This window comes from Streptomyces sp. NPDC039423, assembly GCF_055598725.1.
The window spans coordinates 89507-112298 of record NZ_JBVKAH010000004.1 but is presented as its reverse complement, the minus strand read 5'-3'; the positions used below and the strand labels follow the sequence as shown (position 1 = coordinate 112298).

At 74.1% G+C, this 22792-nt stretch carries 18 protein-coding genes and 1 pseudogene; 7 read left to right on the top strand and 12 right to left on the bottom strand.

Going from position 1 to position 22792, the window contains the following annotated elements; translation table 11 throughout:
• The first annotated feature begins 93 nt into the window (after positions 1-93).
• Together ACZ7LK_RS14705 and ACZ7LK_RS14700 are read left to right on the top strand one after the other, a co-directional pair.
• Positions 94-594: a hypothetical protein gene (locus tag ACZ7LK_RS14705; RefSeq protein ID WP_064070633.1), complete on the top strand. Its 501-nt coding sequence runs from the start codon at positions 94-96 to the stop codon at positions 592-594.
• Positions 595-664: 70 nt separating this feature from the next.
• Positions 665-1054 (top strand): RNA-binding S4 domain-containing protein, encoded by a 390-nt coding sequence (locus tag ACZ7LK_RS14700; RefSeq protein ID WP_392273757.1) that lies wholly within the window; start codon positions 665-667, stop codon positions 1052-1054.
• Between the two features lie 14 nt (positions 1055-1068).
• On the opposite strand, the gene ACZ7LK_RS14695 is transcribed toward ACZ7LK_RS14700, so the two are convergent.
• The 5 genes from ACZ7LK_RS14695 to ACZ7LK_RS14675 form a co-directional block, all read right to left on the bottom strand.
• The gene (locus ACZ7LK_RS14695) at positions 1069-3408 is read right to left on the bottom strand and encodes a terpene synthase family protein (RefSeq protein ID WP_471140806.1); all 2340 of its coding nucleotides are present in this window, start codon (positions 3406-3408) and stop codon (positions 1069-1071) included.
• Between the two features lie 192 nt (positions 3409-3600).
• On the bottom strand, positions 3601-5532 hold the full coding sequence (locus tag ACZ7LK_RS14690) for an N-acetylmuramoyl-L-alanine amidase (RefSeq protein ID WP_392273759.1): 1932 nt from the start codon (positions 5530-5532) through the stop codon (positions 3601-3603).
• A gap of 259 nt (positions 5533-5791) precedes the next feature.
• Positions 5792-7543, bottom strand: coding sequence for a PP2C family protein-serine/threonine phosphatase (locus tag ACZ7LK_RS14685; RefSeq protein ID WP_471140803.1), 1752 nt, complete (start codon positions 7541-7543; stop codon positions 5792-5794).
• Between the two features lie 136 nt (positions 7544-7679).
• The gene (locus ACZ7LK_RS14680) at positions 7680-7964 is read right to left on the bottom strand and encodes a GlsB/YeaQ/YmgE family stress response membrane protein (protein WP_392273761.1); all 285 of its coding nucleotides are present in this window, start codon (positions 7962-7964) and stop codon (positions 7680-7682) included.
• A gap of 264 nt (positions 7965-8228) precedes the next feature.
• Positions 8229-9347, bottom strand: coding sequence for an aminoglycoside phosphotransferase family protein (locus ACZ7LK_RS14675; protein WP_392273762.1), 1119 nt, complete (start codon positions 9345-9347; stop codon positions 8229-8231).
• Between the two features lie 234 nt (positions 9348-9581).
• Here ACZ7LK_RS14675 and ACZ7LK_RS14670 point away from each other — a divergent pair, with 234 nt between their 5' ends.
• Complete coding sequence (locus ACZ7LK_RS14670; protein WP_392273763.1) at positions 9582-11075, top strand: DNA-binding protein NsdB; 1494 nt, start codon at positions 9582-9584, stop codon at positions 11073-11075.
• A gap of 253 nt (positions 11076-11328) precedes the next feature.
• On the opposite strand, the gene ACZ7LK_RS14665 is transcribed toward ACZ7LK_RS14670, so the two are convergent.
• On the bottom strand, positions 11329-12774 hold the full coding sequence (locus tag ACZ7LK_RS14665; RefSeq protein WP_392273764.1) for a PP2C family protein-serine/threonine phosphatase: 1446 nt from the start codon (positions 12772-12774) through the stop codon (positions 11329-11331).
• 162 nt (positions 12775-12936) lie between these two features.
• Positions 12937-13263: pseudogene (locus ACZ7LK_RS14660) on the bottom strand (SDR family oxidoreductase); the annotation flags it as partial.
• 175 nt (positions 13264-13438) lie between these two features.
• Here ACZ7LK_RS14660 and ACZ7LK_RS14655 point away from each other — a divergent pair.
• The gene (locus tag ACZ7LK_RS14655) at positions 13439-14458 is read left to right on the top strand and encodes an NAD-dependent epimerase/dehydratase family protein (RefSeq protein ID WP_392273765.1); all 1020 of its coding nucleotides are present in this window, start codon (positions 13439-13441) and stop codon (positions 14456-14458) included.
• A 121-nt stretch (positions 14459-14579) separates the two neighbouring features.
• A complete protein-coding gene (locus ACZ7LK_RS14650) occupies positions 14580-15458 on the top strand; it encodes a hypothetical protein (protein WP_392273766.1) in 879 nt (292 codons plus the stop codon).
• Positions 15459-15525: 67 nt separating this feature from the next.
• Here ACZ7LK_RS14650 and ACZ7LK_RS14645 read toward each other — a convergent pair whose 3' ends face one another.
• The 4 genes from ACZ7LK_RS14645 to ACZ7LK_RS14630 form a co-directional block, all read right to left on the bottom strand.
• Entirely contained in the window at positions 15526-16797 is a 1272-nt protein-coding gene (locus ACZ7LK_RS14645) for a cation:proton antiporter (RefSeq protein WP_392273767.1), read from the bottom strand.
• Positions 16794-17600, bottom strand: coding sequence for a VOC family protein (locus tag ACZ7LK_RS14640; RefSeq protein WP_392273768.1), 807 nt, complete (start codon positions 17598-17600; stop codon positions 16794-16796). Before ACZ7LK_RS14640 ends, ACZ7LK_RS14645 begins: the two co-directional genes overlap by 4 nt.
• Before the next feature lie 126 nt (positions 17601-17726).
• On the bottom strand, positions 17727-18608 hold the full coding sequence (locus tag ACZ7LK_RS14635) for a ribonuclease BN (protein ID WP_392273769.1): 882 nt from the start codon (positions 18606-18608) through the stop codon (positions 17727-17729).
• Positions 18609-18748: 140 nt separating this feature from the next.
• Entirely contained in the window at positions 18749-19435 is a 687-nt protein-coding gene (locus ACZ7LK_RS14630) for an HAD family acid phosphatase (RefSeq protein WP_392273770.1), read from the bottom strand.
• A gap of 175 nt (positions 19436-19610) precedes the next feature.
• Here ACZ7LK_RS14630 and ACZ7LK_RS14625 point away from each other — a divergent pair, with 175 nt between their 5' ends.
• Complete coding sequence (locus tag ACZ7LK_RS14625) at positions 19611-20567, top strand: GNAT family N-acetyltransferase (RefSeq protein ID WP_392273771.1); 957 nt, start codon at positions 19611-19613, stop codon at positions 20565-20567.
• Positions 20568-20577: 10 nt separating this feature from the next.
• Entirely contained in the window at positions 20578-21084 is a 507-nt protein-coding gene (locus ACZ7LK_RS14620) for a GNAT family N-acetyltransferase (protein WP_392273772.1), read from the top strand.
• Positions 21085-21216: 132 nt separating this feature from the next.
• Here ACZ7LK_RS14620 and ACZ7LK_RS14615 read toward each other — a convergent pair whose 3' ends face one another.
• A complete protein-coding gene (locus ACZ7LK_RS14615) occupies positions 21217-22623 on the bottom strand; it encodes a 3-hydroxybutyrate oligomer hydrolase family protein (protein ID WP_471141553.1) in 1407 nt (468 codons plus the stop codon).
• Positions 22624-22792: the final 169 nt, after the last annotated feature.

Below are 22792 nucleotides of genomic sequence, written 5' to 3'. Positions count from 1 at the left end.
ACGTCTCCCCGCCCCCGCGACACGGCCGTCCCGAGGCCCGGGGCGCGCGGGCCCGGGCGCCGGTCGCGGAGCCCGGGCACGTACCATGGCCGCATGTCCTTCCTCCGCCGCCGCAGCGCCGCCACACCCGCGGGCCCGGACTTCGACGTCCTGGCCATGGACCCGGGGGACTGGCCCGGCAATCTCGGCGCCGGTCTCCTCCCCGCCCCCGACGGCACCTGCCAGGGCGTCTTCCTCCGTTACGACCTGTTCGGCGGCCGCGGCCCCGCGATGATCATCGGCAACCTCCCCGAGGGATCCCCGGCCCGGGAACTCGCCGAGGGCCAGATCCCCTTCGAGGTGGCGCAGCTCCTCGCGGCGCTGGAGAACGACGAGCCGGTCGAGGTCGTCGAGACCGAGGACGTGCCGGTCATGCAGGGCGACAACCTGCTGATCGTCCGCCGCCTCAAGCTCTCCGAGAGCCGCATCTCCTGCGTGCAGTTCGACCGCAGTGACAACGTGCTCGTCACCATCGCCAGCTGGGACCGCCCCATCACCGACGACCTGTACGCGCTGCTCAAGCCGCTGCCCGCGGAGCTCTTCCAGCAGGGCTGAACCCGGCCCCGCCCGCCGGCTCCGGCCGGTCACCGGCGGGCCCCCGCCGGTGCGGACTACAGTCGGGTGCATGGCAGCACACGAAGGGAACCCCACCGCGCGCGTCGACAGCTGGATCTGGGCGGTGCGGCTCACGAAGACCCGCTCGCAGGCCGCCACCGCCTGCCGGGCCGGGCACGTACGGGTCAACGGCGAGCGCGCCAAGCCGGCGCAGCCCGTCAAGGCGGGCGACGAGGTACGGCTGTTCCACGCCGGCCGCGAGCGGATCGTCGAGGTGAAGCAGGTGCTCACCAAGCGCGTCGGCCCGCCCGTGGCGGCGGAGGCGTACGTGGACAACAGCCCGCCCCCGCCGCCCCGCGAGCACGTCGCCCTGGCGGGGGTCCGGGACCGGGGAGCCGGCCGCCCCACCAAGCGGGAACGCCGCGAACTGGACCAGCTCCGCGGCGTCCGCCCGTCCTGACCCGCGCCCGGCGGCTACGCGGAGGGCCGCCCCACCGGCCGGGCCGCCGAGGTCCCCAGCCCCGTCGGCCCGCCGGGGAAGCCCGCTGCCGAGAAGCCCGCCGCCGGGAAGCCCCCGGCCCGCGGCCCCGCCGCGCGGAACCCCCCGGCCGCCGGCCCCCCGACGGGCGGCCCTCCCGCCGGGAACCCGCCGGCCGGCGTTGCCGCACCGTCCCGGCCCCTCCGCAGCAGGGGCGTTCCGGCGCCGGAGCGGATGTCCTCGTCCCGGTACCGGCGCACGTTCCGGTGCCAGTGGAGGATCCCGGCAAGCCAGTCCTCCAGCTCGCGCACGTACGCGGCGAGTGCCGCCCTCCCCGTGCCGTCCAGCCCCAACCGCTCGCCCAGCAGCGGCAGTTCGATCGACTTGATGTGCTCGAACTGGCGCAGCCGGCCACGCATCAGGTCGTCGACGATCCGTACGCCCGCCGGGTAGTCGCAGTCGAAGAAGGACTGCACCACCAGCACCCCGTTGTGCACCTCGCCCTCGACCTCGATCTCCTTCCGGTACGAGAAGAGGTCGTTGAGCAGGGCGGCGTAGTCCGCCACGGCGTTCTCCATGGCACGCACGGTCCCGCTCCGCAACAGCTCCCGCGGCAGGTCGTGCTCGTGGCGCAGCCGCGCCAGGCTCATCGTCAGGTCCGAGCCGAAGGTCAGCCGCCGCATCTCCACGTAGTCCACCGGGTCGGGCACCCGGTGCTGGGCCTGGTTGTGCAGCTCCCACAGCCAGCTCTCCAGCATGCCGCCCACCGCCGCGCGCAAGGACGCCCGCGCCCCGGGGTCCATCGGCCCGGCGGTCCGGCCCCACAGATCGGCCAGCGCCCGCTCCATCGGGCTGACCGCCCCCGCCGTGCCCGCTTCGGGGGCGTCGACGGTCAGGCACGCCATCAGGCGCTCGTTGTACAGCTTCGCCCCGGCGAGGTCCCGCGGCCGCCCGAAGGCGCTCGGGTAGTAGTCGTCGCCGTACGTGCCCCAGGTGAGCCACTCGGCGCTGAGCTCCAGCTCCTCCACCGTGGCGTCCGGGTCCAGCCCGGCCGAGCACAGGGCCAGGTCGAACCCGGCCATCAGCTCCTCGTCCCAGATGTCGTCGAGCAGACCCATCCGGCCGGCCCACTCCAGGGACTTGGCGCGCGCGTCGTCCAGGTGGGGGCTGAGCGTCAGGGGATACGGCAGGTCGAAGTCCGGCAGCAGCGAGGACCCGGTGTGCTGGTGCGGCACATGGGTGAGAGACCGCGCCCGCGCGGCGGCGGGCCGGCCGAACAGCGTGGTGACGTCCAGCGCCGAGGTGCCCAGCATCCCGTCGAAGAGGGACGGCGACCCGCTCCCGGCTCCTTCGTTCATGTACCGGCCGGAGCGCATGTGCCATTCGTGGCCGCCTGCCTGCCAGTCCTGGAGGCCCTTGGTGTACGCGGCGATCGCGGCGCACTCCTCGGGGCCCAGCCCCTCGTCCAGGCAAAGCTGCGGGACCTCGGTCAGCGCGGTGTTCTCGAACTGCTGGAGCCGTGAGGTCAGCAGGTCGTTGACGGTCTCGGCGGCCTCCTGGGTGGTGCACTCCAGGAAGGTCTCCAGCACCAGGACGCCGTTGCTGTTCTCGCCCTCGTCCTCCACCTCGCGCTGGTACGAGAACAGGTCGTTGCGCAGGTGCACGGAGTCGGAGAACGCGTCCCGCAGCACCCGCAGCGGCCGGGACCCGGCCACCGACTCCGGCACCTCGGCCCCCGCCACGAACTCCACCAGTCCCGCCGACCACGGAGCGCCGCCCACCTTGCGGCGCATCTCGATGTACTCGACGGGGTTGGCGATCCGCCCCTCGTTGATGTTCGCCAGCTCCCACAGCGACTCGTTGAGCAGGTGCTCGGTCGCCTCGGCGAACCGGGACCGCCACGCGGGCGACATGCCCGGCACGGTCCGCGTCCACAGGTCGGCCAGCCCCGCCTCCACCTGGTTCATGGGCTCGGGCATCCCCGTCGAGAGGTCGCTCGGCATGAAGGCGGGCATCCGCTCCAGGTACGCCGTACCACCGACGAGGTCCTGGGTGCGCTTGAAGACCTCCAGGAAGTGGTCGTCGAAGAAGAACACCCAGACGTACCAGTCGGTCACCAGGGAGAGGGCGTCGGCGTCACAGTCGGGGTGGGTGTAGGCGCACAGCAGCGCGTAGTCGTGGGAGTCCAGGTCGCGTTCGTCCCAGATCCCCGACCCCTCCAGCATCCCCATCCGGCGCGCCCACTCCTTGGTGTGGGAACGCGCCGCCTCCACGTGGGGATTGAGGCGTGCCGGATACGGCAGGTAGAAATCCGGCAGGACGAAGGGCTGAGCCATGCGCGCGGCGCCTTTCCTCGGGGGTGGACGTACCGCGCCACCCCCTACCCTTCGCGCCACCGCCCCACGCCGCGGGCCGGATTAGTCGTACCGACGACACCGCGCCCCCGCCGCGTCCCCCCGCCCGCGCCCCCGCGCCACCGCCTTCCCGCCCGCGCCGCCGCCCGCCGTACGCCCCCGCCGCCCCACGCGTCAGGCGCGCGAGACGGTCACGTCCGACGCCTTCACGAAGGCCACCCGGTGCCCGAACTGGATCTGGTAGTACTCCTCCGCGCCCCGCACCACCCGGTGCCCCGAGGTGTCGAAGGCCGGCGCATAGTAGTACTCGCCCGGCACCCGGTCGCCCACCACGTACCGCTGGCCCGCCGGGAGCGTGTACGGCAGGGGCGTGACCGCCTGCACCGGCACCCCGGCCGGGTAGGCGGACGCCTCCGGGTAGGCCCGCCCGTAGACGGGCACCTCCGCCAGGCCGGCCCGGGGCGTCAGCACCCAGCCGTGCGCGCCCACCGAGGCCGGCCGGGTCCGGGGGTCGTGGAACCAGGCCTTCTGGCCCAGGTACCAGATCGCCGTCCACTCCCCGCGCCGCTCCGCCACCGCGTACCGCTGGCCCGTCGAGGCCCGCGCCCCGGTGTCGTTGACGCCCGTGGTCGAGTCCTCGCCGCCCGGCCGCAGCCCGGCGTCCCTGACCAGCGGGGCGTCCTCGGCGGGTCCGGTGTGCAGCCGGACCGCACCGCTGCCGTGCGGGGGGCAGGCCGCGCCGGGCCCGGCGCAGTCCGTGTAGAGCGGCCGGTGCGCCTCGTACCGGGGCCGGATCGTCACCAGCGCGGCGTGCGGGCCCGCCGTCGGGGTGAACGGCCGGCCCAGCAGCTCGAAGTAGTGCGCCCAGTCCCAGTAGGGGCCCGGGTCCGTGTGCATGCCGCGCACCGCCGCCGTCGTCGGGCCGGGCACGTTGTCGTGGCCCAGGATGTGCTGCCGGTCCAGCGGGATGTCGTACCTCTTCGCCAGGTACCGCACCAGCCGCGCGGACGAGCGGTACATCGCCTCCGTGTACCAGGCGTCCGGCGCCACCAGGAAGCCCTCGTGCTCCAGGCCCACCGACTTGGCGTTCACGTACCAGTTGCCCGCGTGCCAGGCGACGTCCTGGAGCGGCACGTGCTGCGCGACGTGCCCGTCCGACGAGCGCAGCGAGTACTGCCACGACACGTACGCCGGGTCCTGCACCAGCTTGAGCGTCACGTCCCAGGTCGCCTCGGTGTCGTGCACGACGATGTGGTCGATCGACTGGGAGACCGGACGCCGGGCCTTGTCGTGGTTGCCGTAGTCGCCGGCACCGAACTCCTCGTACGGGGCCGGCACCCACTCGCACGCCACCGTCCTCGGACACTCGGTGCGGTCCGTCCGGGGGGCCCGCAGACCCAGCCGCGCGAGTTGAGAGGTCTCCGGGGCGACGTCCGGGTCGGCGGGCAGGGCCACCTCCTGCCCGCTGTCCGTCGTCCGCCGCTCACCCGAACGGATGACGTCGTACACGTCGTCGGCGTACGTTCTCGCGGTCGCCGCGTCGTCGGCGCCCGAGTAGCGCGCCACCGCGCCGTACCAGTCGCCGGGATCGGCGCTCGCCGGATGCCCCAGCTCCCGCTGGGCGGCCGCCAGGAGCGCCGCGCCGCCCCGGATGTTCGCGGCCGGGCTGGTGCGCAGTCGCTCGGGGGCGATCCCGGACGCCTCGGCGGCCCGTTCCAGGGTCCGCAGCCGGGGCGGCAGCGCGGCCGGACCGGGCACCGCCGCCTCCACCACGTCCTTGGCGGTGCGGGAGGTGTCGCCGCGCGCGTCCTCCGTGCCGTGCGAGTGGTGCGGCGCCGAGGCGAGCGCGGTGCGCGCGTCGGTGAGGTGCATGGGCCCGTAGCCGCCGGTGACGCTGGGCGCGCCGCCATGCCCGTCCCAGCGGGACTGGAGGTACGAGACGGCCAGCAGCACGCTGCGCGGCACCCCGTACTCGGCGGCGGCCGCCGCGAAGTCGCCCTGGAGCGATCCGGGGCCGGGCGGAGCCCCGGCCGTCGCGGACGGGGCGGCGGAGGCCAGGGGCAGCAGCAGCGCGACGGACGCCACCGCCGCGCCCGCCGTCCTCATGTGCCGTACGTGCCGTGGGTGTCGTCGAGCCGGAGCGGGCAAGGCGGCCTCCTGGGACGGGTGGTGAGCGGCCAACCCGTACAGGGGTATCGGCTGCCGGACCGCCCGTCAATCGGGCCTGCCGACAGGGTTGTTCACGCGTGGGGAGATGTTCCGGGGGGCTTCCGGCCCGGCGCCGCGGCGGCCTGCGGGACGTCACCGGACTGCACCAATGGCGCCGCCCCGCCCGCCCGGTTCCGCGGAACGGCCCCCGGCCGGTTCAGTCGACGCGGACGGCGAGCAGACAGGCGTCGTCGTCGTGGACGCCGCGCTCGTACTCCTCGGTGAGCCGGTCGACGATCCGCCGGGGCGACAGCCCGGCGCTCGCGGCGAGGAGCCCGGTCAGCGCGTTGATGCCCTCGGAGATGTCCTGGCCGCGCCGCTCGACGACCCCGTCCGTGTACAGCAGCAGGACGTCGCCCTGCTGGAGCGGGAAGTCCGCCGTCTCGTACGTGTGGCCCGGCAGCACGCCCAGCAGCGGCCCCCGGTGCCGCGTCGGCAGCGCGTAGGCGTGCCCCTCGCGCAGCAGCAGCGGGGCGGGATGCCCCGCGCACGTCCACCGCAGCATCCGCCCCGGGCCGATGTCCCCGACCACCATCGTGGCCGTGGCCGACGAGGGATCGCTGCACACCAGCTCGTTCAGCCAGGTGGTGATGTCCCCGCCGCACGCCCCCGTCTGGGCGAGCCCCGCCACCGCGTGGCGCTGCTGCGCCATCCGGGCGACCGCCTCCAGGCCGTGCCCGCTGGCGTCCCCGATGGCGATCAGCGCCCGGCCGTCCGCCAGCGGCCGGCACTTGTACCAGTCGCCACCCACCGCGGCGTCCGGCTCGGCCGGCAGGTAGGCGGCCGCCACCGACAGCCCCAGCTCCGCCAGCCCCTCCGAGTACGTCGGCAGCAGCGCCTCCCGCAGCGCCGACGCCACGTGCCGCTCGGCCGCGGCCTGTTGCCGGAGCTGCTCCGTCTCGACCTGCTTCTCCACCAGCCTGCGGCGGCTGCGCATCTGCGGGGTGAGGTCCCGCGCCACGATCTGGAGCGCCCAGGGCCTGCCGTCCGTGCCCGCCACCGGGCGGCCCAGCAGGTCGACCGTGCGGACCTCGCCCAGCACCAGGAACCGGATACGGGTCCAGGCGGGCTCCTCGCCGGCCAGCACGGACGCGATGAACTCCCCGAACGGCCCCACGTCGGCCGGTACCAGCGCGTCGCACAGCTCCAGCAGCGACCAGGGCAGCGCCGGGTCCGTGCGGAAGATCCGCTGCAACCCCTCCGACCACGTCACCGATCCGGACAGCAGGTCCCAACGGCCCCACCCCATGGACGCCAGGTGCTGCGCGTCGATGGTGAGCAGCTCCGCCTGGCTGCGCACCGGTCGCCAGGTCGTCAGCACCTGGTCGCCGCACGCCGACGCGTAATGCACGAGCCGGACGCGCCGGAGCCGGCCGTAGCGCTCCTCGGTGTAGTCCACGACCAGGCCGTTCAGAGCGTGGCCCGTCGCCACGACGTCCTTGAGGGCGGCCGGCAGCCCGCCGGCCGCGGCACCCGGGCGGGCCTCGGAGAAAAAAAGCTGCCCCGCCTGCTGGTCCGGCGAGACCAGCCATTCGGCGGAGCGGATGTGGTTCCCGGCGCGGATCACGAAGTCCGTGATCCCACCGGAGTCGTCGCGCACCGGGGCCAGCAGCGCGGCCGACACGGGGATCGCCGGGAGGGCGGCGCACGGACAAGTGCGGGGGTCGTGCCCCTCGTGCGCGTCCACGCACAGGTGCGGAGCGCCGTGGCCCTGGCCGCAGGGGCACTGGGCCGATCGGGTACCGGCGGTGCCCGGTGCGGCCGCGGTCCGCCCGGGAGCCCGGCCGGCCGTGGGCTCCGCGACCCCGGCCGTCTCCGCCTTGCGGCGGACCTCCGACCGCAGGGTCGTGATCTCCCGCTCGATGTAGGTCTTCAGCGACGCCGTGTCGGTGGTGTGTCCCCGGATCATGAGGCCGCCGGCGCCCCGGCCGGGGCAACGCTCCCGGCAGCCGTGCCCACGGTCGGTGCGACGGGCGGCACGGGTCTTCTGCCGGGAGCGTTCATGATGCGGCCTTCCTCTTGTACTCCTCGTAATCCGCGCGGGGTCAGGCGTGCACCCCGTGACCCCGGTGGCCCCGGCCGGCGATGAGCCGGTAGAGGGCCAGAACGATCACCGAGCCGACGATCGCGGCTATCCACGTCGACAGGTCGAAGAACCCGTCGATCGAGTCCACACCGAAGATGACCTTGCCCAGCCAGCCACCCAGCAGACCGCCCACGATGCCGATCAGCATGGTCACCAGAATGCCGCCCGGGTCACGACCCGGCATCAGCGCCTTGGCGATCGCACCGGCCAGCAGCCCGATGAGGATCCACGCGATGATTCCCATTCTCGACCTCCCGTAGCTTTCCGCACGTCCCGCCACGCGGCGGGACACAACACCGCGTTGCCGCCCCTGAGGCCGATAAACGCCGGTGGCCCCCGCGGCCCTGACACGGGGACCGAAGACCCGACGTGGCGTGCGGCCCGCCGCCGCCGATCCGCCACCCCGCCCCGTCGCGGGCGCCCTCGCGTACGCCCGGGCACGCGACAGCGCGCCGCGCGACCGGTGTGTCGGCACCGGGCGCGCGGCGCGCTCCCCCCTCGTCGCCGGTCAGCGCGTGCCGACCGCGGCGCGCACGGCCCGCCGTGCCAGCGCGCAGTCGTCGTGCAGCCGCCGCAGCAGCAGCCGCTGTTCCTCGCCGGTCGACACCGCGCCCGGCGCGGCCGGGACCGAACCGACGGGTGGCGCCTCGCGTATCGTGCGCTGCACGGCCGTCTCGTACGTCCGGATCTCCCGCGTCAGCACCAGCATCAGGTTCACCAGGAACGCGTCCCGTTCCGCCGGGCCCCCGCGCTGCGCGAGCTGGCTGATGTGACGGCGGGCGGCGGGCGCGTCACCCACCACCGCCCACAGGGTCGCCAGGTCGTACCCCGGCAGGTACCAGCCGGCGTGCTCCCAGTCGACCAGCACGGGACCGGCCGGCGACAGCAGGATGTTGGAGAGCAGCGCGTCACCGTGGCAGAACTGGCCCATGCCCTGGCGTCCGCCCGCGTGCGCCAGGCCGTGCAGCAGCTTCTGGAGGTCGTCCCGGTCCCGGTCGGTGAACAGCCCCAGCTCGTGATAGCGCGAGATCCGCGAACCGTAGTCGAGCGGGGCGTCGAACGTCCCCGCGGGCGGCCGCCACGCGTTGAGCCGGGTGATCGCGCCGAGCGCGGCGCGCAGGTCCGCCCGGGGCGGCGCCTCCACCGGGTGCCGCGTCAGCGCCGCGGCCCGTCCCGGCATGCGTTCGATCACCAGAGTGCAGTCGTCGGGGTCGGCGGCGATCAGCCGGGGCGCCCGCACCGGGGGGCGGTGGCGCACGAAGGCCCGGTAGGCGGCGATCTCGTGGCGGAACCGCTCGACCCACGCGGGGGAGTGGTCCAGTAAACACTTGGCGACCGCGGTGGCGCGTCCGGTGGTCCCGACGAGCAGGACCGAGCGGCCGCTGCGCCGCATCACCTGCACCGGGTTGAACTCCGGGCAGATCCGGTGCACCGACGCGATCACCTTCCGCAACTGGGCGCCCTGGGTGCCGGACAAGTCGATTCTCCCGCTGAGCGGTCCGGCCACCGTCCCCGCCCAGCGCCGGGTCCGGCCCGCCTGGGTGGGATCCAGGTACGGGCCGCTGCCGGCCGGGACGGTGCGCTGCGGCCGGGGCGGGGCGGACACGGAGGACGATGCTGTGTACATGGGAGAGACAGATCCCTTCGTGTGCCGACGATGTGCGTACGCTGCCCCGTCCCGGCAACCGGCCGACACCCTGGGGAATGAGGGCCGATTGCCGGAGCGGGGTGGCGCTTTCCTACCTGACACCCGGGCGCGGGTGGCACACCATCTGGCGCACCCTGGCGAACCCTGGCGAATCATCGCCACCCCTATGCCGGCGGGTTAGTGTCAACTCAGCCGAGAACCTGGGGGCTTGACGTGACCGGAGAACCCAACACCCGCCTTGCAGACCTGTTCGGCCTGGCCGGCTGGTCGAAAGGGGAACTCGCGAGACTCGTGAACCGGCAGGCGGCGGCCATGGGCCACCCCCAGCTGGCGACCGACACCTCGCGGGTCCGGCGCTGGATCGACATGGGGGAGACCCCGCGCGATCCCGTCCCCCGGGTGCTGGCGTCCCTGTTCACCGAGCGACTCGGCCGTGTCGTGACCATCGAGGACCTCGGGTTCGTACGACACGGGCGCGCCGGGAAACGGCGGGACGTCAGGAACACCGACAACCCTGACGGGCTGCCCTGGGCGCCCGAACGTACGGCTGCGGTCCTCACCGAATTCACGGGAATGGACCTCATGCTCAACCGACGCGGCTTGGTGGGCGCGGGCGCCGCGCTCGCCGCAGGCTCCGCACTCACCAGCGCCATGCACGACTGGCTCCACACCGATCCCGCTCTCGCCGCCGACGCCCCGCGGCTCGACAATCCCCTGCACGCCGACCCCGCCGGGTTCGACCGCTACGAGGCCGCTCCCATCGGGTCGCAGGAGATCGAGGCGCTGGAGCGCTCGGTCGAGGTGTTCCGCGCCTGGGACGCCGCCCGCGGCGGCGGGCTCCAGCGCAAGGCCGTCGTCGGCCAGTTGAACGAGGTCGGCGGCATGCTGGCCTACCGCCACCCCGACCACCTCCAGCGCCGCCTCTGGGGGGTCGCCGCCAACCTGGCGGTGCTGGCCGGGTGGATGTCCCACGACGTGGGCCTGGAACCCACCGCCCAGAAGTACTTCGTCATCGCCGCCCACGCGGCGCGCGAGGGCGGCGACCGGCCCCGGGCCGGCGAGGCGCTGTCCCGCGCCGCCCGCCAGATGGTCCACCTGGGCCGTCCCGACGAGGCCCTGGACCTGATGAAGCTGGCCAGGTCCGGCTCCGGCGACGAGATCCTGCCCCGTACCCAGGCCATGCTGCACACCATCGAGGCCTGGGCGCAGGCGTCGATGGGCCGGGGGCAGGCGATGCGCCGCACCCTGGGTGAGGCCGAGGAACTGTTCGTCTCGGACAAGTCCGACGTGCCCCTGCCGAGCTGGATGCAGACCTTCCGCAGCGAGGACCTGTACGGGATGCAGGCCCTCGCCTACCGGACGCTGGCCGAGCACGAGCCCGCCGCTGCCAAGCAGGCGCAGTACTTCGCGCAGAAGGCGCTGGCGCTGCGCAACGACGGCCGGCAGCGGTCGAAGATCTTCGACTACCTGTCCATGGCGTCGGCGTGCTTCATCGCGGACGACCCCGAGCAGGCCGACCGGTACGCCCGGCTCGCGCTGATGTCCATGGGTGAGACCTCGTCCCAGCGGACCTGGGACCGGCTGCGGGAGATGTACCGGCTCACCGGGCAGTACGCGGGCTACTCGAAGATCGAGGACCTCCGCGAGGAGATCCAGCTCGCCATGCCGAAGGGTTCGGTGAAGCGGCCGAGGCGGGACCGGGCCTGACAGGGGCCTGCCGGCGGCACCACCGGAACGGCGCACGACGGGACGCGCGGCCCCGGCCGGTGTGCACGGGAAGGCGCCGTCATCACGCCCGGCGCGTGAGCGCTGCCGGAACTCCCGGCCACGACCCGAACCCGCACGCGACACGACCCCCACCACTGCCCTTGCCCGGCCAGCGCGCCACGACCGTCACGACCGTAGGGCCCACGACCGCGGAAACACCACGTCCGTGGGCCGGATGACGCACGGACCGGACTCACGCCCGGTCGCCGACCCTGGCGATCAGCACACAGGCGTCGCCCTCACGCGGTGAGCGGCCGAACTCCTCCACCACCGACCGCACGCACTCCTGCGCATCGCGCGCCACGGCGAACCGCGGTGCCATCTCCAGCAGCCTGTCCCTGCCCGGACCGCGCGTCAGCCCGTCCGTGTGCAGCACCAGCAGGTCCCCGGGCAGCAGCCGGACTTCGGCCTGCTCGTACGTCGCCCCGGCGGTCGCCCCGAGCAGGGCGCCCTCCGGGCGGGTGAGCGCGCGCCCCGTCCCGCCGCGGAACAGCAGCGGGGCGGGGTGGCCCGCCTGCGCCCAGGTGAGCGTCCGCGTCCGCGGCTCGTAGCGGCAGCACACGGCACTGCCCAGGGCGGGCTGCGACGAGGAGTCCAGCACCTGGTTGAGGTGGCCCATCAGCGGGCCGGGCCGGATGCCGGCGACGGCCATGCCCCGCAGGGCGCCCAGCAGCATCGCCATGGTGGACGTGGCGGACACGCCGTGCCCGGTCAGGTCGCCCGCAGTCAACAGGGCTTCACCGTCCGGCAGTTCGAGCGCGTCGTACCAGTCGCCGCCGATCGTGGCGCTGGTCCCGGACGGCAGGTACTGCCCCGCCAGGTCCAGCCCGGCCGGCCCGCCGTGCGGGAAGCCGGCGGAGCCGCGCCACGGCGGGAGGACGGCCTCCTGCAATTCCACGGCCATCCGGTGCTCGGTCTGCTCGATGTGCTGGCGGCGCTGCAACGAGTCCCGTGATTCGCGCACGGCCCGCTCGCTCCGGCGCAGCTCGCTGACGTCCCGTAACACCGCCCACATCGACGCGGTGCACCCGTCGACGTCCAGGACGGGCTCGCCCATCATGTGAAGCGTGCGCACCCGGCCGTCCGCGCGGACGATCCGGAACTCGCCGTCGATGGGCTTGCCGTCGATCAGACAGCCCGTCACCATCGCGGTCAGCAGCGCCTGGTCCTCGGCGAACACCATGGAGGGCAGCTCGTCCAGGGTCAGGGGGCCGGCCTCGGGGGAGCGGCCGAAGATGTCGTACAGCTCGTCGGACCAGCTCACCTCGTCGGTGAGGAGGTTCCACTCCGCGCTGCCGACCCGGCTGAGCAGTGAGCCGGTGGGCGGCGGGTCGGACGGCGCCGGGTCCGCCGGGCCGGTGTCCTCGGTCCCCGGCCGGTCGTCCGGGCCGGCGAGGCCGTCCGGGACCCCTTCCTTCAGCTGGCCCAACTGGGCGCCCAGATCGTCGAGCTGGTGGACGGCGAGGTCGCACAGCGCGCGCTGCCAGCGCCCCTGCGGGTCGTCCTCGTCCGCCACGGAGTCCCGGCGCACGGCATCGACGTCTCCGCGCAGCCTGCGGGTCTGCGAGATCAGGGCGTCCAGCGTGCCGCGCTCGGGCGGCTGGGGGGCGGGACGGTCCGCGAACAGATGGGACGGCATGTCGTACTCCGATACGGGCGCGGCGGCCAGGGTCTCTGAAACGAAGGACCGTTACGACTGTTGCACAGGCGGAGAGGGCCTGTAAGGGGTTTGGCAACACTCGATACGGTGGTGCTTCTGGCATATGCCAACGGCCCGGTGGAACCGGGCCGGGCGCGGTCGCGGCAGGAACGAGTCCACGTGACCGCCGTCGACCCGCACCGCCGCGCCCGTCGTCGCCGAAGCCTGTGGGGAGCTCAGGTATACCACCATGTGGGCGATCTCCTCCGGCTCGATCAGCCGCTGGAGCAGGGACGGGGGCCGGTGTTCACGCATGAGCACGCGTTGTGCGTCCTTCCGTGCCAGGTCCCGGTCGACGGGCTCGTAGCCGACGTCCTCCACGTCGCCCGTTCGGGTGGGTCCCGCGATTATCGGGTTGACGGTGACGCCGGTTCCGGCGGCCCCCTCGGCGAAACCCCGGCCCACCGCCAGGAGGGCCGTCTTCGTCATGTCGTTCTCGTGTGCCGTCCCCCGCGTCCCAGGCTTCCCCTGCCGGTCGCCCGCCACGCCCGCGCCCCGGATGACGTGGAGAGTGCCGGACAGGGGGTACCCGGAGGATCCCGCGCGCCCGTCCGGGGCGCCGGCGGGGCAGTGCCGTCGCCGTAGGAGGACAGGAGCCGTGAACATGAACGCCGGTAAGCGGGTCGTCGTCACCGGAGCCACGGGGAACGTCGGTACCAGTGTGGTGGCGGCCCTCTCCGAGGACCCCCGGATCTCGTCCGTACTGGGCCTGGCCCGCCGGCTGCCCGGCTGGTCACCGCCCAGGACCGACTGGGCGGCCGTGGACCTCCGCGAGGAGACCGACCTGGTCAGGTACTTCGAGGGCGCCGACGCGGTGATCCACCTGGCCTGGGCGTTCCAGCCCACGCACGACCCGGTGGCCACCTGGCGCACGAACGTCCTCGGCAGCCTCCAGGTGTTCCGGGACGTCTCCTCGGCGGGTGTGCCCGTCCTCGTCCACGCCTCGTCGGTCGGCGCGTACTCGCCCGGACCGAAGGACCGGACGGTCGACGAGTCCTGGCCCACGCACGGCTGGCCCGGAGCCGCCTACACCCGGGAGAAGGCCTACCTGGAACGTGTCCTGGACTCCTTCGAGGCCCGCAACCCCGGAGTCCGGGTGGTACGGATGCGGCCGGCGTTCCTGTTCAAGGAGGAGTCGGGGAGCGAACAGCGGCGGATCTTCGCCGGCCGGTTCGCGCCGGGACCGCTCGCCGGGCCCCGGACCATCCCGGTCGTGCCGGACGTCCCCGGCCTGCGCTTCCAGGCCCTGCACACCGACGACGCGGCCCAGGCCTACCGGCTCGCCGTCGTCAAGGAGGTGAGCGGCGCCTTCAACCTGGCGGCCGAGCCGGTCCTCGACGCCCGCCGGCTGGCCGACCTCCTCGACGCCCGGGTCGTACGCCTGCCCCGCCCTGCCATCCGGGCCGCGTTGGCGGCCGGGTGGAGCATGCGCCTGATCCCCGCCTCCCCGCACCTCTTCGACGCCGTGCTGCGCGTGCCGCTCCTGGACTGCACGCGCGCCCACGAGGAACTGGGCTGGCGGCCCCGGCGTACCGCCCTGGAGGCCGTCGAGGAGATGCTGGACGGCATGCGGAACGGCGCGGGCATGGACACCGCCCCCCTCGCGGGACGCAAGGCGAGCTGACCCGCACCCGCCCCCGCCCGGAGGTGACTCGGGCGCCCGTAGTGGGCAGACCGAGAACAGGGAACGGGACGCCCGGGCGTCCCGGCCCGCCATACGCACCCGGCCGGGGAAGGGGGCAACGGTGCCCGACAGGCGTCCTCGGGGCTACCAGCCCGACTGGCAGCCCCGCCCCGCCACCCAGGAACTGCTGGCCGCCGTCGAACTCATCCTCGGAAGGTACGCCGCGCAGTTACCCCTGACCATCCGCCAGATCTGGTACGCGGCCGTGTCCGACGGCGTCCTCGTCCGCCAGGAACGCACCTACAAGCGCCTCGTCGACCTCCTCGGCATGGCCCGCCGCTCCGGCCGCATCTCCTGGCTCGCCATCGGCGACGGCACCGACGCGGTGGTGGAACCCGTCGCGTACGACGGCCCGGAGGGCTTCCGCCGGGCGCAACTGGAGGCGGTCCGGGGCTTCCGGCTCGACCGCCAGGCCGGCCAGGAGGCCCGGCTGGAGGTCTGGTGCGACACGGCCGGCCTGGTGCCGCAGCTCGCCTCGGTCACCGACCCGTGGGGCGTGCCCGTGTACGCGTCCGCCGCCGGGCTCTCCGGCAAGCGCGCCGCCGCCCGGCGGGCCGCCCTGGGCGGCCACGCTGCGGTACGGATCATGGTCGTCGGGGACTGGGACCCCAACGGGGTGCACCTGTTCACCGCGCTCGCCGAGGACGTCACGGCCTTCGCCGCGCTGGACGCCCCCGACGTGCGGATGCACTTCGACCGGCTGGCCGTCACCGAGCACCAGATCGCCGAGTTCCGCCTGCCCACCGCACCGGTGAAGGCCAGCGAACGGCGCTCCTTCCCCGGCACCTCCACCACCCAGGCCGAGGCGCTGCCCCCCGACGCCCTGGCCGCCCTGGTACGGGATGCGATCAGCGGCAACCGGGACACCGACGTCCTGGCGGAGGTCCTGGAGCGCGAGGACGCCCAGCGGAGCGCCCTCCTGGAGCGCTTCCCGGCCTAGGCGCGGGTGCCGACGTTCGTCCGGCCGCGTCCGGCCGGGCGGGGTCCTCCGGCACCCGCTCGCGGGGTCACGGCGGGGGAGCGCCCGGCGCGGCCCGCTCGCGTATCCGGTCGAGACGGGTGATCACCGGGCCGGCCGTCACCCCGTGCAGGACCACCGAGGCGAGGACGGTGAAGACCACGGCCGCCCAGAGCTGCCGGTCCAGGCCGCCGAAATCGTCCTCCCCGAGGGCGTACGCCAGGTAGTACAGCGACCCGATGCCCCGCAGCCCGAACACCGCCGTGACGATTCGCTCCCGCGGCCCGGCGGCCGAGCCCAGCTGCGCCACCCAGCCGGTGACCGGCCGGACGACCAGCACCAGGAGCAGTGAGACGGCCGCCGCCTGCCAGGTCAGAGCCGCGAGGCCGCCGCCCGCGACGAAGCCGCCGAGCAGGAACAGCAGGAGCGCGGTGAGCAGCCGCTCCGTCTGCTCGGTGAACTCGTGCAGCACCTTGTGGTAGCCGTGGCTGCGCTCGGCGGCGCGCAGGGTGCAGGCGGCGACGAACACCGCCAGGAAGCCGTAGCCGTGCAGCAGCTCCGTGACCCCGTACGACAGGAAGGTGGCGCCCAGGCCGACGAAGCCCTCCATGTGCTCCGACAGCCGCAGCGCGGACGTCCTGGCGCGGAAGAACATCCACCCCAGCAGCCGGCCCACCGCCAGCCCCGCGAGGACCCCGATCGCGACCCGGCCGAGCGCGTCGGTCCCCACCCAGCCGCCGACCCAGTCGGCCGACCAGCCGGTCCCGGCCGACGCGGCCAGCGCGACGGCGGCCATCACGAAGGGGAAGGCGAGCCCGTCGTTGAGTCCGGCCTCCCCGGTGAGCGTGAAGCGGACCTCGTCCTCGTCCTCCTCCGCGTCGGTCGGCTCCCCCACCCGTACCTCCGCCGCCAGCACCGGGTCGGTGGGCGCGAGCACGGCGCCCAGCAGCAGGGCGACGGCGGGCGGCCAGTCCAGCAGCGCCCACGCGAGCACGGCGGTCACCAGGATCGTCAGAGGCATGGTGATGCCCAGCAGCCGCCAGCTCCCCGCCCAGGAGCGGAGGCCGGGTGGCCGGTTGATGGCCAGCCCGGCGCCCATCAGCGACACGATGACGCAGACCTCGGTGAGGTGCTCCACCCACAGCCGGTTGCCCACCGGGTCGGCCACGGGCACGGGCAGGGGCAGTAGCTGGACGGCGGCGCCCACCGCGAGGAACACCATCGGCATCGAGAAGGGGCGGCTGAACGCCACCCGGGGCAGGACGGCCGCCGCCAGCGCGCCGACGCCCAGACCGGCGTACACGAGATCGGAAAAGGTCATTCAGCAGTTGTGCGCGTGGTGACCGTGAACAAACCCCCGTCCGGGTCCCGCAGTGTCGCCTGGACGCCCGGCGTGTGGTCGAGCATGGTGCCGCCGTGCCGCAGCGCGGACGCCACGCAGCCGTCGACGTCGCGCACCGGGAAGTGCACCTCCCACCGGGGGCGGATCGCGGGGTCGGGCGCGGCCTCCAGCGCGCCGGAGCTGAGCCGGGCCACCACGTGGCCGGCGCTGCGCAGCACGACCTCTTCCGCCTCGTACTCCACGTCGCAGCAGCCCGGCCGGCCGCACGCCCAGTCGAAGACCTCCCCGTAGAAGATCGCGGCCTCGAAGGCGTCCCGGGTCCGCAGCCGCAGCCAGGCGGGCGCGGCGGCGCGCCAGGTCTCCCAGCCGGACAGGAGCTGGCCCTCCCAGATGCCGAAGACCGCCCCGTCCCGGTCGGCGGCGAGGGCGCCCCGCCCGACGACGAACCCGACCGGCCCGACGGCGACCGTGCCGCTGCGCTCGCGGATGCGGCCGGCCGTCTGGTCGGCGTCCTGGACGGCGAAGTACGGGGTCCAGGCGACGGCCACCTGGAAGGCGGAGGCCAGTGCTCCTATGCCGGCGACCGGCTTCCCGTCCTCCAGGGCGACGCTGAACTCCTCGCCGAGCCGTGCCGGGCGGAATTCCCACCCCATGACCGCGCCGTAGAAGTCCTGCGCGGCACGCAGATCGCGGGTCATCAGACTGACCCAGCACGGGGCACCGAACACGGAGCTGCTGGACGTCACCCCCGACGTCGTGGTGGCTGTCGGCTTCCTGTTCATGTGCAGACCGTCCCGGTGTCACCAGTGGTGCGGATGTGCCGCAGGTGTCCCTGCTTCCTCTTCTGCCTCTGCCGGTGTCCATCCTTGCACTCTTCGCGGGGGATGGCCTTCCCCGTGCGTCCGGCCTCAGCGGCGCCGTCGCGGCCGGCGCAGCAGGCGGCGCCCGCGTTCCAGGCCGCGGGCGAGGTGCCAGCGCTCCTCGTAGAGCAGCCGGCCGACCAGGGCACCGCCGAAGACCACGAAGCCCACGCCGACGAGCCACGACTGGACGACCAGCATGGTGCCGACCGGCCCGTAGGTCACCGCGTTGGAGGCGATCAGCGGGGAGAAGACCAGCCGGGAGAAGACCCGCAGTCCGGCGAGGCCGACCACGGTGCACACCGCCCCCGGCAGCAGGGCCCGCCACGGCAGCCGGCCGCCCAGCAGGAACCGCTGGGACCACCAGAAGAACAGCACCCCGCTGCCGAAGGCGAGCACCACGCGCCAGGCGAGGTCCACGCCGGACGCCGGCCGGGAGGACACGTCCGCCGACAGCAGCAGGTAGCCGATGAGCACGGCCAGCCAGACCGCGTGCCGCCACATGGTGTGCCAGCGGGCGGCGCTGAGCTCCCACACCTTCTCGTAACCGGTCTGCACCACGCCGCCGAACGTCAGACCGAACACGGCCAGTGCCGCGATGCCGAACCCGGTGGTCGACTCCAGGGCGGCGCCCGGGGGCGCGAACAGCCGCTCGACCTCGTCGGTGGAGGCCACGGCGACCCCGAGGCCGTCCGAGAGCCACTGCGCGAATCCCGTGCCGCCCGCCGGGTCCGCGGCCGCCACGACGATCAGCAGCGGGACGAGCGTGAGCAGCCCGAGGGCGGCGAAGCCCATCGAGCGGTGCATCAGCTCCAGGTCGGTACCCGTCCGCCAGCCACGCCCGGCGGCCGAGCGGTGGAAGGCGTCGTGCAGCCGCCCGAACCACCGGGTGTGGGCGCCGCCCCCGGCCTCGGGAGACTTCTCGGACATGCACCTCGCATACCCGGTGGCGGCCCGGCGGGTACGGGTGGGGACGGGGGAGGCCCCGAATGGACGCCTCCGCCGCCCCTCCCGGCACCGGCGGACGCGCGCTAGGGGGTGTCTCGCCGATCGTGCCGGGCTCGCGATCCCTAGGACAGCTTGCCGTCGTAGTCCGGCAGCTTGAAGGTGCGCTCGGCGTGGCCGCCGGCCAGGTCGGTGGGCCGGTTGCCGATGTTGGCGATGATCGTGTACCCCTTGGCCTCGATCTCGGCGCGCTTGGCCGTCTTGTACGCGCTCACCTCCTCGAACAGGTCGGGCAGGTCGCGCACGTACAGGCCGTCGACGGGGTAGCCGACCGCCCTGAGGTTGCAGGCGGTGGGGGCGTGCAGGATGCCGGGCCGGGCGGTGACGAAGAAGACGTCCACGCCCCGCGAATCCGCGTACCGGACCAGGTCCAGCACGGGCCGCACCGCGGGCGTCGGATACTCCCAGAAGTAGTGGAAGTCCGTCTCCAGCGAGGTGTTGTCGATGTCGAGGACCACGGCGAGCCGCCGGTCGGAGGGGGGCGCGGTGCGCTGCTCGATGTAGGAGTGGGCCTGGCCCAGGGCGGCGGAGACATCGCGCTGCCAGGTCGCGTAGTCGACCCCGGCGAGCCGGGCGCCGGTGGCGGTGGTGGTCGCGGTGGTGGTGGCGGTGACGCGGGTGACCGGCGAGGGGGCGGTGGCGGCGGCGCCGGCCGGAGCGGCGGTGGCCGTGGTGGCGGTAGCGGTGGCCGTGGTGACGGTGAAGGCGGCCAGGGTGAGCGCCACCCGTGTTCTCCATCGGGCTGCATGCATGGGGCTTCAACTCCTGTGGGGGTAGGGGCGGGTGAAGGCATTGGCATGCTCGCGCTCAATGATGGACGGAATGAGGCCTTCCTTCTACTGGTCGGTAGCGATTTCGTGCGGCGAACCCGACGGCGGGCCGGAAATCCGTTTGCCCCCGGGTCCGCCGGGCGCCGACAGTGGCCCGATGCAGACGGGACCCACCTTGACCGTCCGGGCCGCCCGGACCGAGGACGCGCCGCAGATATGCGAGCTGCTCAACACCATCGACACGATCGAGATCGGCGCCCCCGAGACCGATCTGCACACGGTCGAGGCCGACCTCACCCACCCGGAAGTGGACCTCGCCCACGACTCCTGGCTCGCCCTCGACGACGCGGGGCGGCTCCTCGCGTACGCGCTGACGTGGGACGACTCGGGCGGCGAACGCATCGACATGGACCATTACGTGCTCCCCGACCAGCAGGCCGCCGGGGAGACGCTGCTGGCGGCGGCCGAGGAGAGGGCCCGCGCCAAGGCACGGGCCAACGGCGCCGCGCGGGCGGTGGTCCACCTCCACCTCAACCAGCGCCCCACCACCGACACCGGCATCCTCACCCGGCGCGGCTGGCACACCGTACGGCGCTATCAGGTGATGGTCCGCGACCTGACCCCCCACCAGGACCCGCTGCCCGAGCCGCCGGCCGGGGTCACCCTGCGCCCCTGCACCGACGAGGCCGACCGGCGGCGCGCCCACGCCCTCGTCGAGGAGACCTTCGCCGAGCACTTCGACCACCAGCCGCGCCCCTACGAGCGGTGGCTGGACGACATCGACGCCGAGCACCTGGACTGGTCCCTGGTCTGGATCGCCGCCGTCGAGGGCCTCGGTGACGCCGCCGTGCTGCTGTCCCGCAACGACCGTGCCGGCATGGGCTGGGTGCGCAACCTCGGCGTCCGCGAGGCCGCCCGCGGCCGCGGCCTCGGCGGCCACCTGCTGCGCCACGCGTTCGGCGTCTACGCCGCACTCGGCCGTGACACCCTCGGGCTCGGCGTCGACACCCTCAACAAGAGCGGAGCCCTCCGGCTCTACGAGGCCCACGGCATGCGGCTGCACTACGCCGTGGACACCTGGGAAGTCACGCTCCCCGTCGCGGGCGACCGCTGAGGCGGCCCGGATGCGCATCCGGGCGGCACGCCCGGAGGACCTTCCCGTCCTCCGGGACGTCGAGCGGGCGGCGGGACGCTGCTTCCGTGACGTGGGCATGGCCGCCGTCGCGGACGACGAGCCGCTGCCGTACGCCGAACTCGCCCGCTACCAGGAAGCCGGCCTGGCCTGGGTCGCACAGGACGGGGGACGGACACCGGTCGCCTACCTGCTGGCCGCGCCCCTGGACGGCGACCTGCACGTCGAGCAGGTGTCGGTGGACCCGGGCAGCGCCCGCCGCGGGATCGGGCGGGCGCTGCTGGAACACCTGGCGGAGCGGGCCGTCGCCGACGGGATCCCCGCCCTGACGCTCACCACGTTCGCCGAGGTCCCGTGGAACGCCCCGTACTACGCCCGCTGCGGCTTCCGCGTCATGGCGGACCGGGAGATCGGGCCCGGTCTGCGCCGCGTCCGGCGACGCGAGGCGGCGCACGGTCTGGACCGCTGGCCCCGGGTCTGCATGCGCCGGCTCCTCTGACGCCCCGGCGCGCGGGCCGTGTGCCGGCACCGCACGCCGTGGGCCGGTGCGCCGGCCCCGTGCGCGTGCGCCGTCCCCGGTCCCGTGCGCGTCCGCCCTCCGCCGTCAGAGCCGGCAGAGCCGTGAGAGCCGTCAGAGCCGGCAACCGGCCAGCAGGGCGGCCGGATCGGCGCCGGGCGGCAGAGGCACCGTCCGGCCGGGCGGCGGGCGGTGGCCCCGGCCGACCCAGTCCTCCAGGGCGGTGAACGCCGAGCGGTGGCACGGCACCAGCGGCCGCAGGCGGCCGGGGAAGGCGTCGACCAGGGAATCGGTGTGCGTGCCGCCCTCGATCCGGTAGTAGCGGTGCAGACCGCCCCGCCCCGCTTCCCGCACCATGCGGGCGTACACGTCCGAGTCCTGACCGATCGGCAGCAGCACGTCGAGCGTGCCGTGCACGGTGATCAGCGGCTTGCCGATACGGCCCGTCAGGGCGATGCGGCCGACCGCCTCGCGCACGCCGGCGGGCCGGGCGGCGTAATCGTAGTCCGCGTCCGCCCCGGCGTACGCCGGGTCCAGCTCCTCGCGGTAGAGGCGCTGGGTCAGGCCCCAGTAGTACGCGTGGTGGTAGGGCCACAGGAACTCCGACCCGGCCGGGTAGCCGGCGGCGTGCATCGCGTCGCGCGCCGCCCCGGCGTCCGGGCCGCCTGCCGCGTACACCGGGTAGTGACGCAGCGCGGGGGGCAGGAACGTGAACAGGTTCGGCCCGTCGGCGCGCCACAGGGTGCCCTCCCAGTCCACCCCGCCGTCGTACAGCTCCGGTCGGTTCTCCAGCTGCCAGCGCACGAGGTAACCGCCGTTGGACATGCCGGTCGCGAGGGTGCGGGCCGGCGGCCGGTGGTAGCGCTGTGCCACGACCGCCCGGGCCGCGCGCGTGAGCTGGGTCAGACGGGTGTTCCACTCGGCGACGGCGTCGCCCGGAACGCGCCCGTCCTGCTGGAAGGACGTGCCCGTGTTGCCCTTGTCGGTGGCGGCGAACGCGTACCCCCGGGAGAGCACCCAGTCGCCGATGGCCCGGTCGTTGGCGTACTGCTCGCGGTTGCCGGGGGTGCCGGAGACGACGAGTCCGCCGTTCCAGCGGTCGGGCAGCCGGATCACGAACTGGGCGTCATGGTTCCAGCCGTGGTTGGTGTTGGTGGTGGAGGTGTCGGGGAAGTACCCGTCGATCTGGAGGCCGGGCACACCCCTGGGCGTGGGCAGGTCCTTGGGCGTGAGCCCGGCCCAGTCGGCCGGGTCGGTGTGCCCGGAGGCCACGGTCCCCGCGGTGGTGAGCTCGCCCAGGCAGGCCACCCGCTGGTGCTCGGCCCCGGGCACCCGGAGCGGGACGGAACAAGAGGCCCTCCGCGTCCCGGTCCCCACTCCCGTCCCAGTCTGCGCTCCCGTCCGGGTCGCCGCTGCCGTCCGGGCAGCCGCCGTCGGGGAGCAGCCGTCGTCGGCGAGCGTGTAGTGGCCCGCCGGGGACTCCCTCAGCGTGTGGGTGACGAACGTGTTGTACAGCCCCATGGCCTGGTCCGAGCCCTTGGCGTAGGTGAGGCCGCCACGGGTCGTCGCCCGCCCCGCCCCCACGTGCGCGTAATTGCTTGACGTCCAGCAGCCGGCCGGGGCGCCGCCTTCGGTCCGCGCGGTGACGGGTGCGGACAGGGCACCCGCCCGGCCGTCCCGGTCCCGGGCG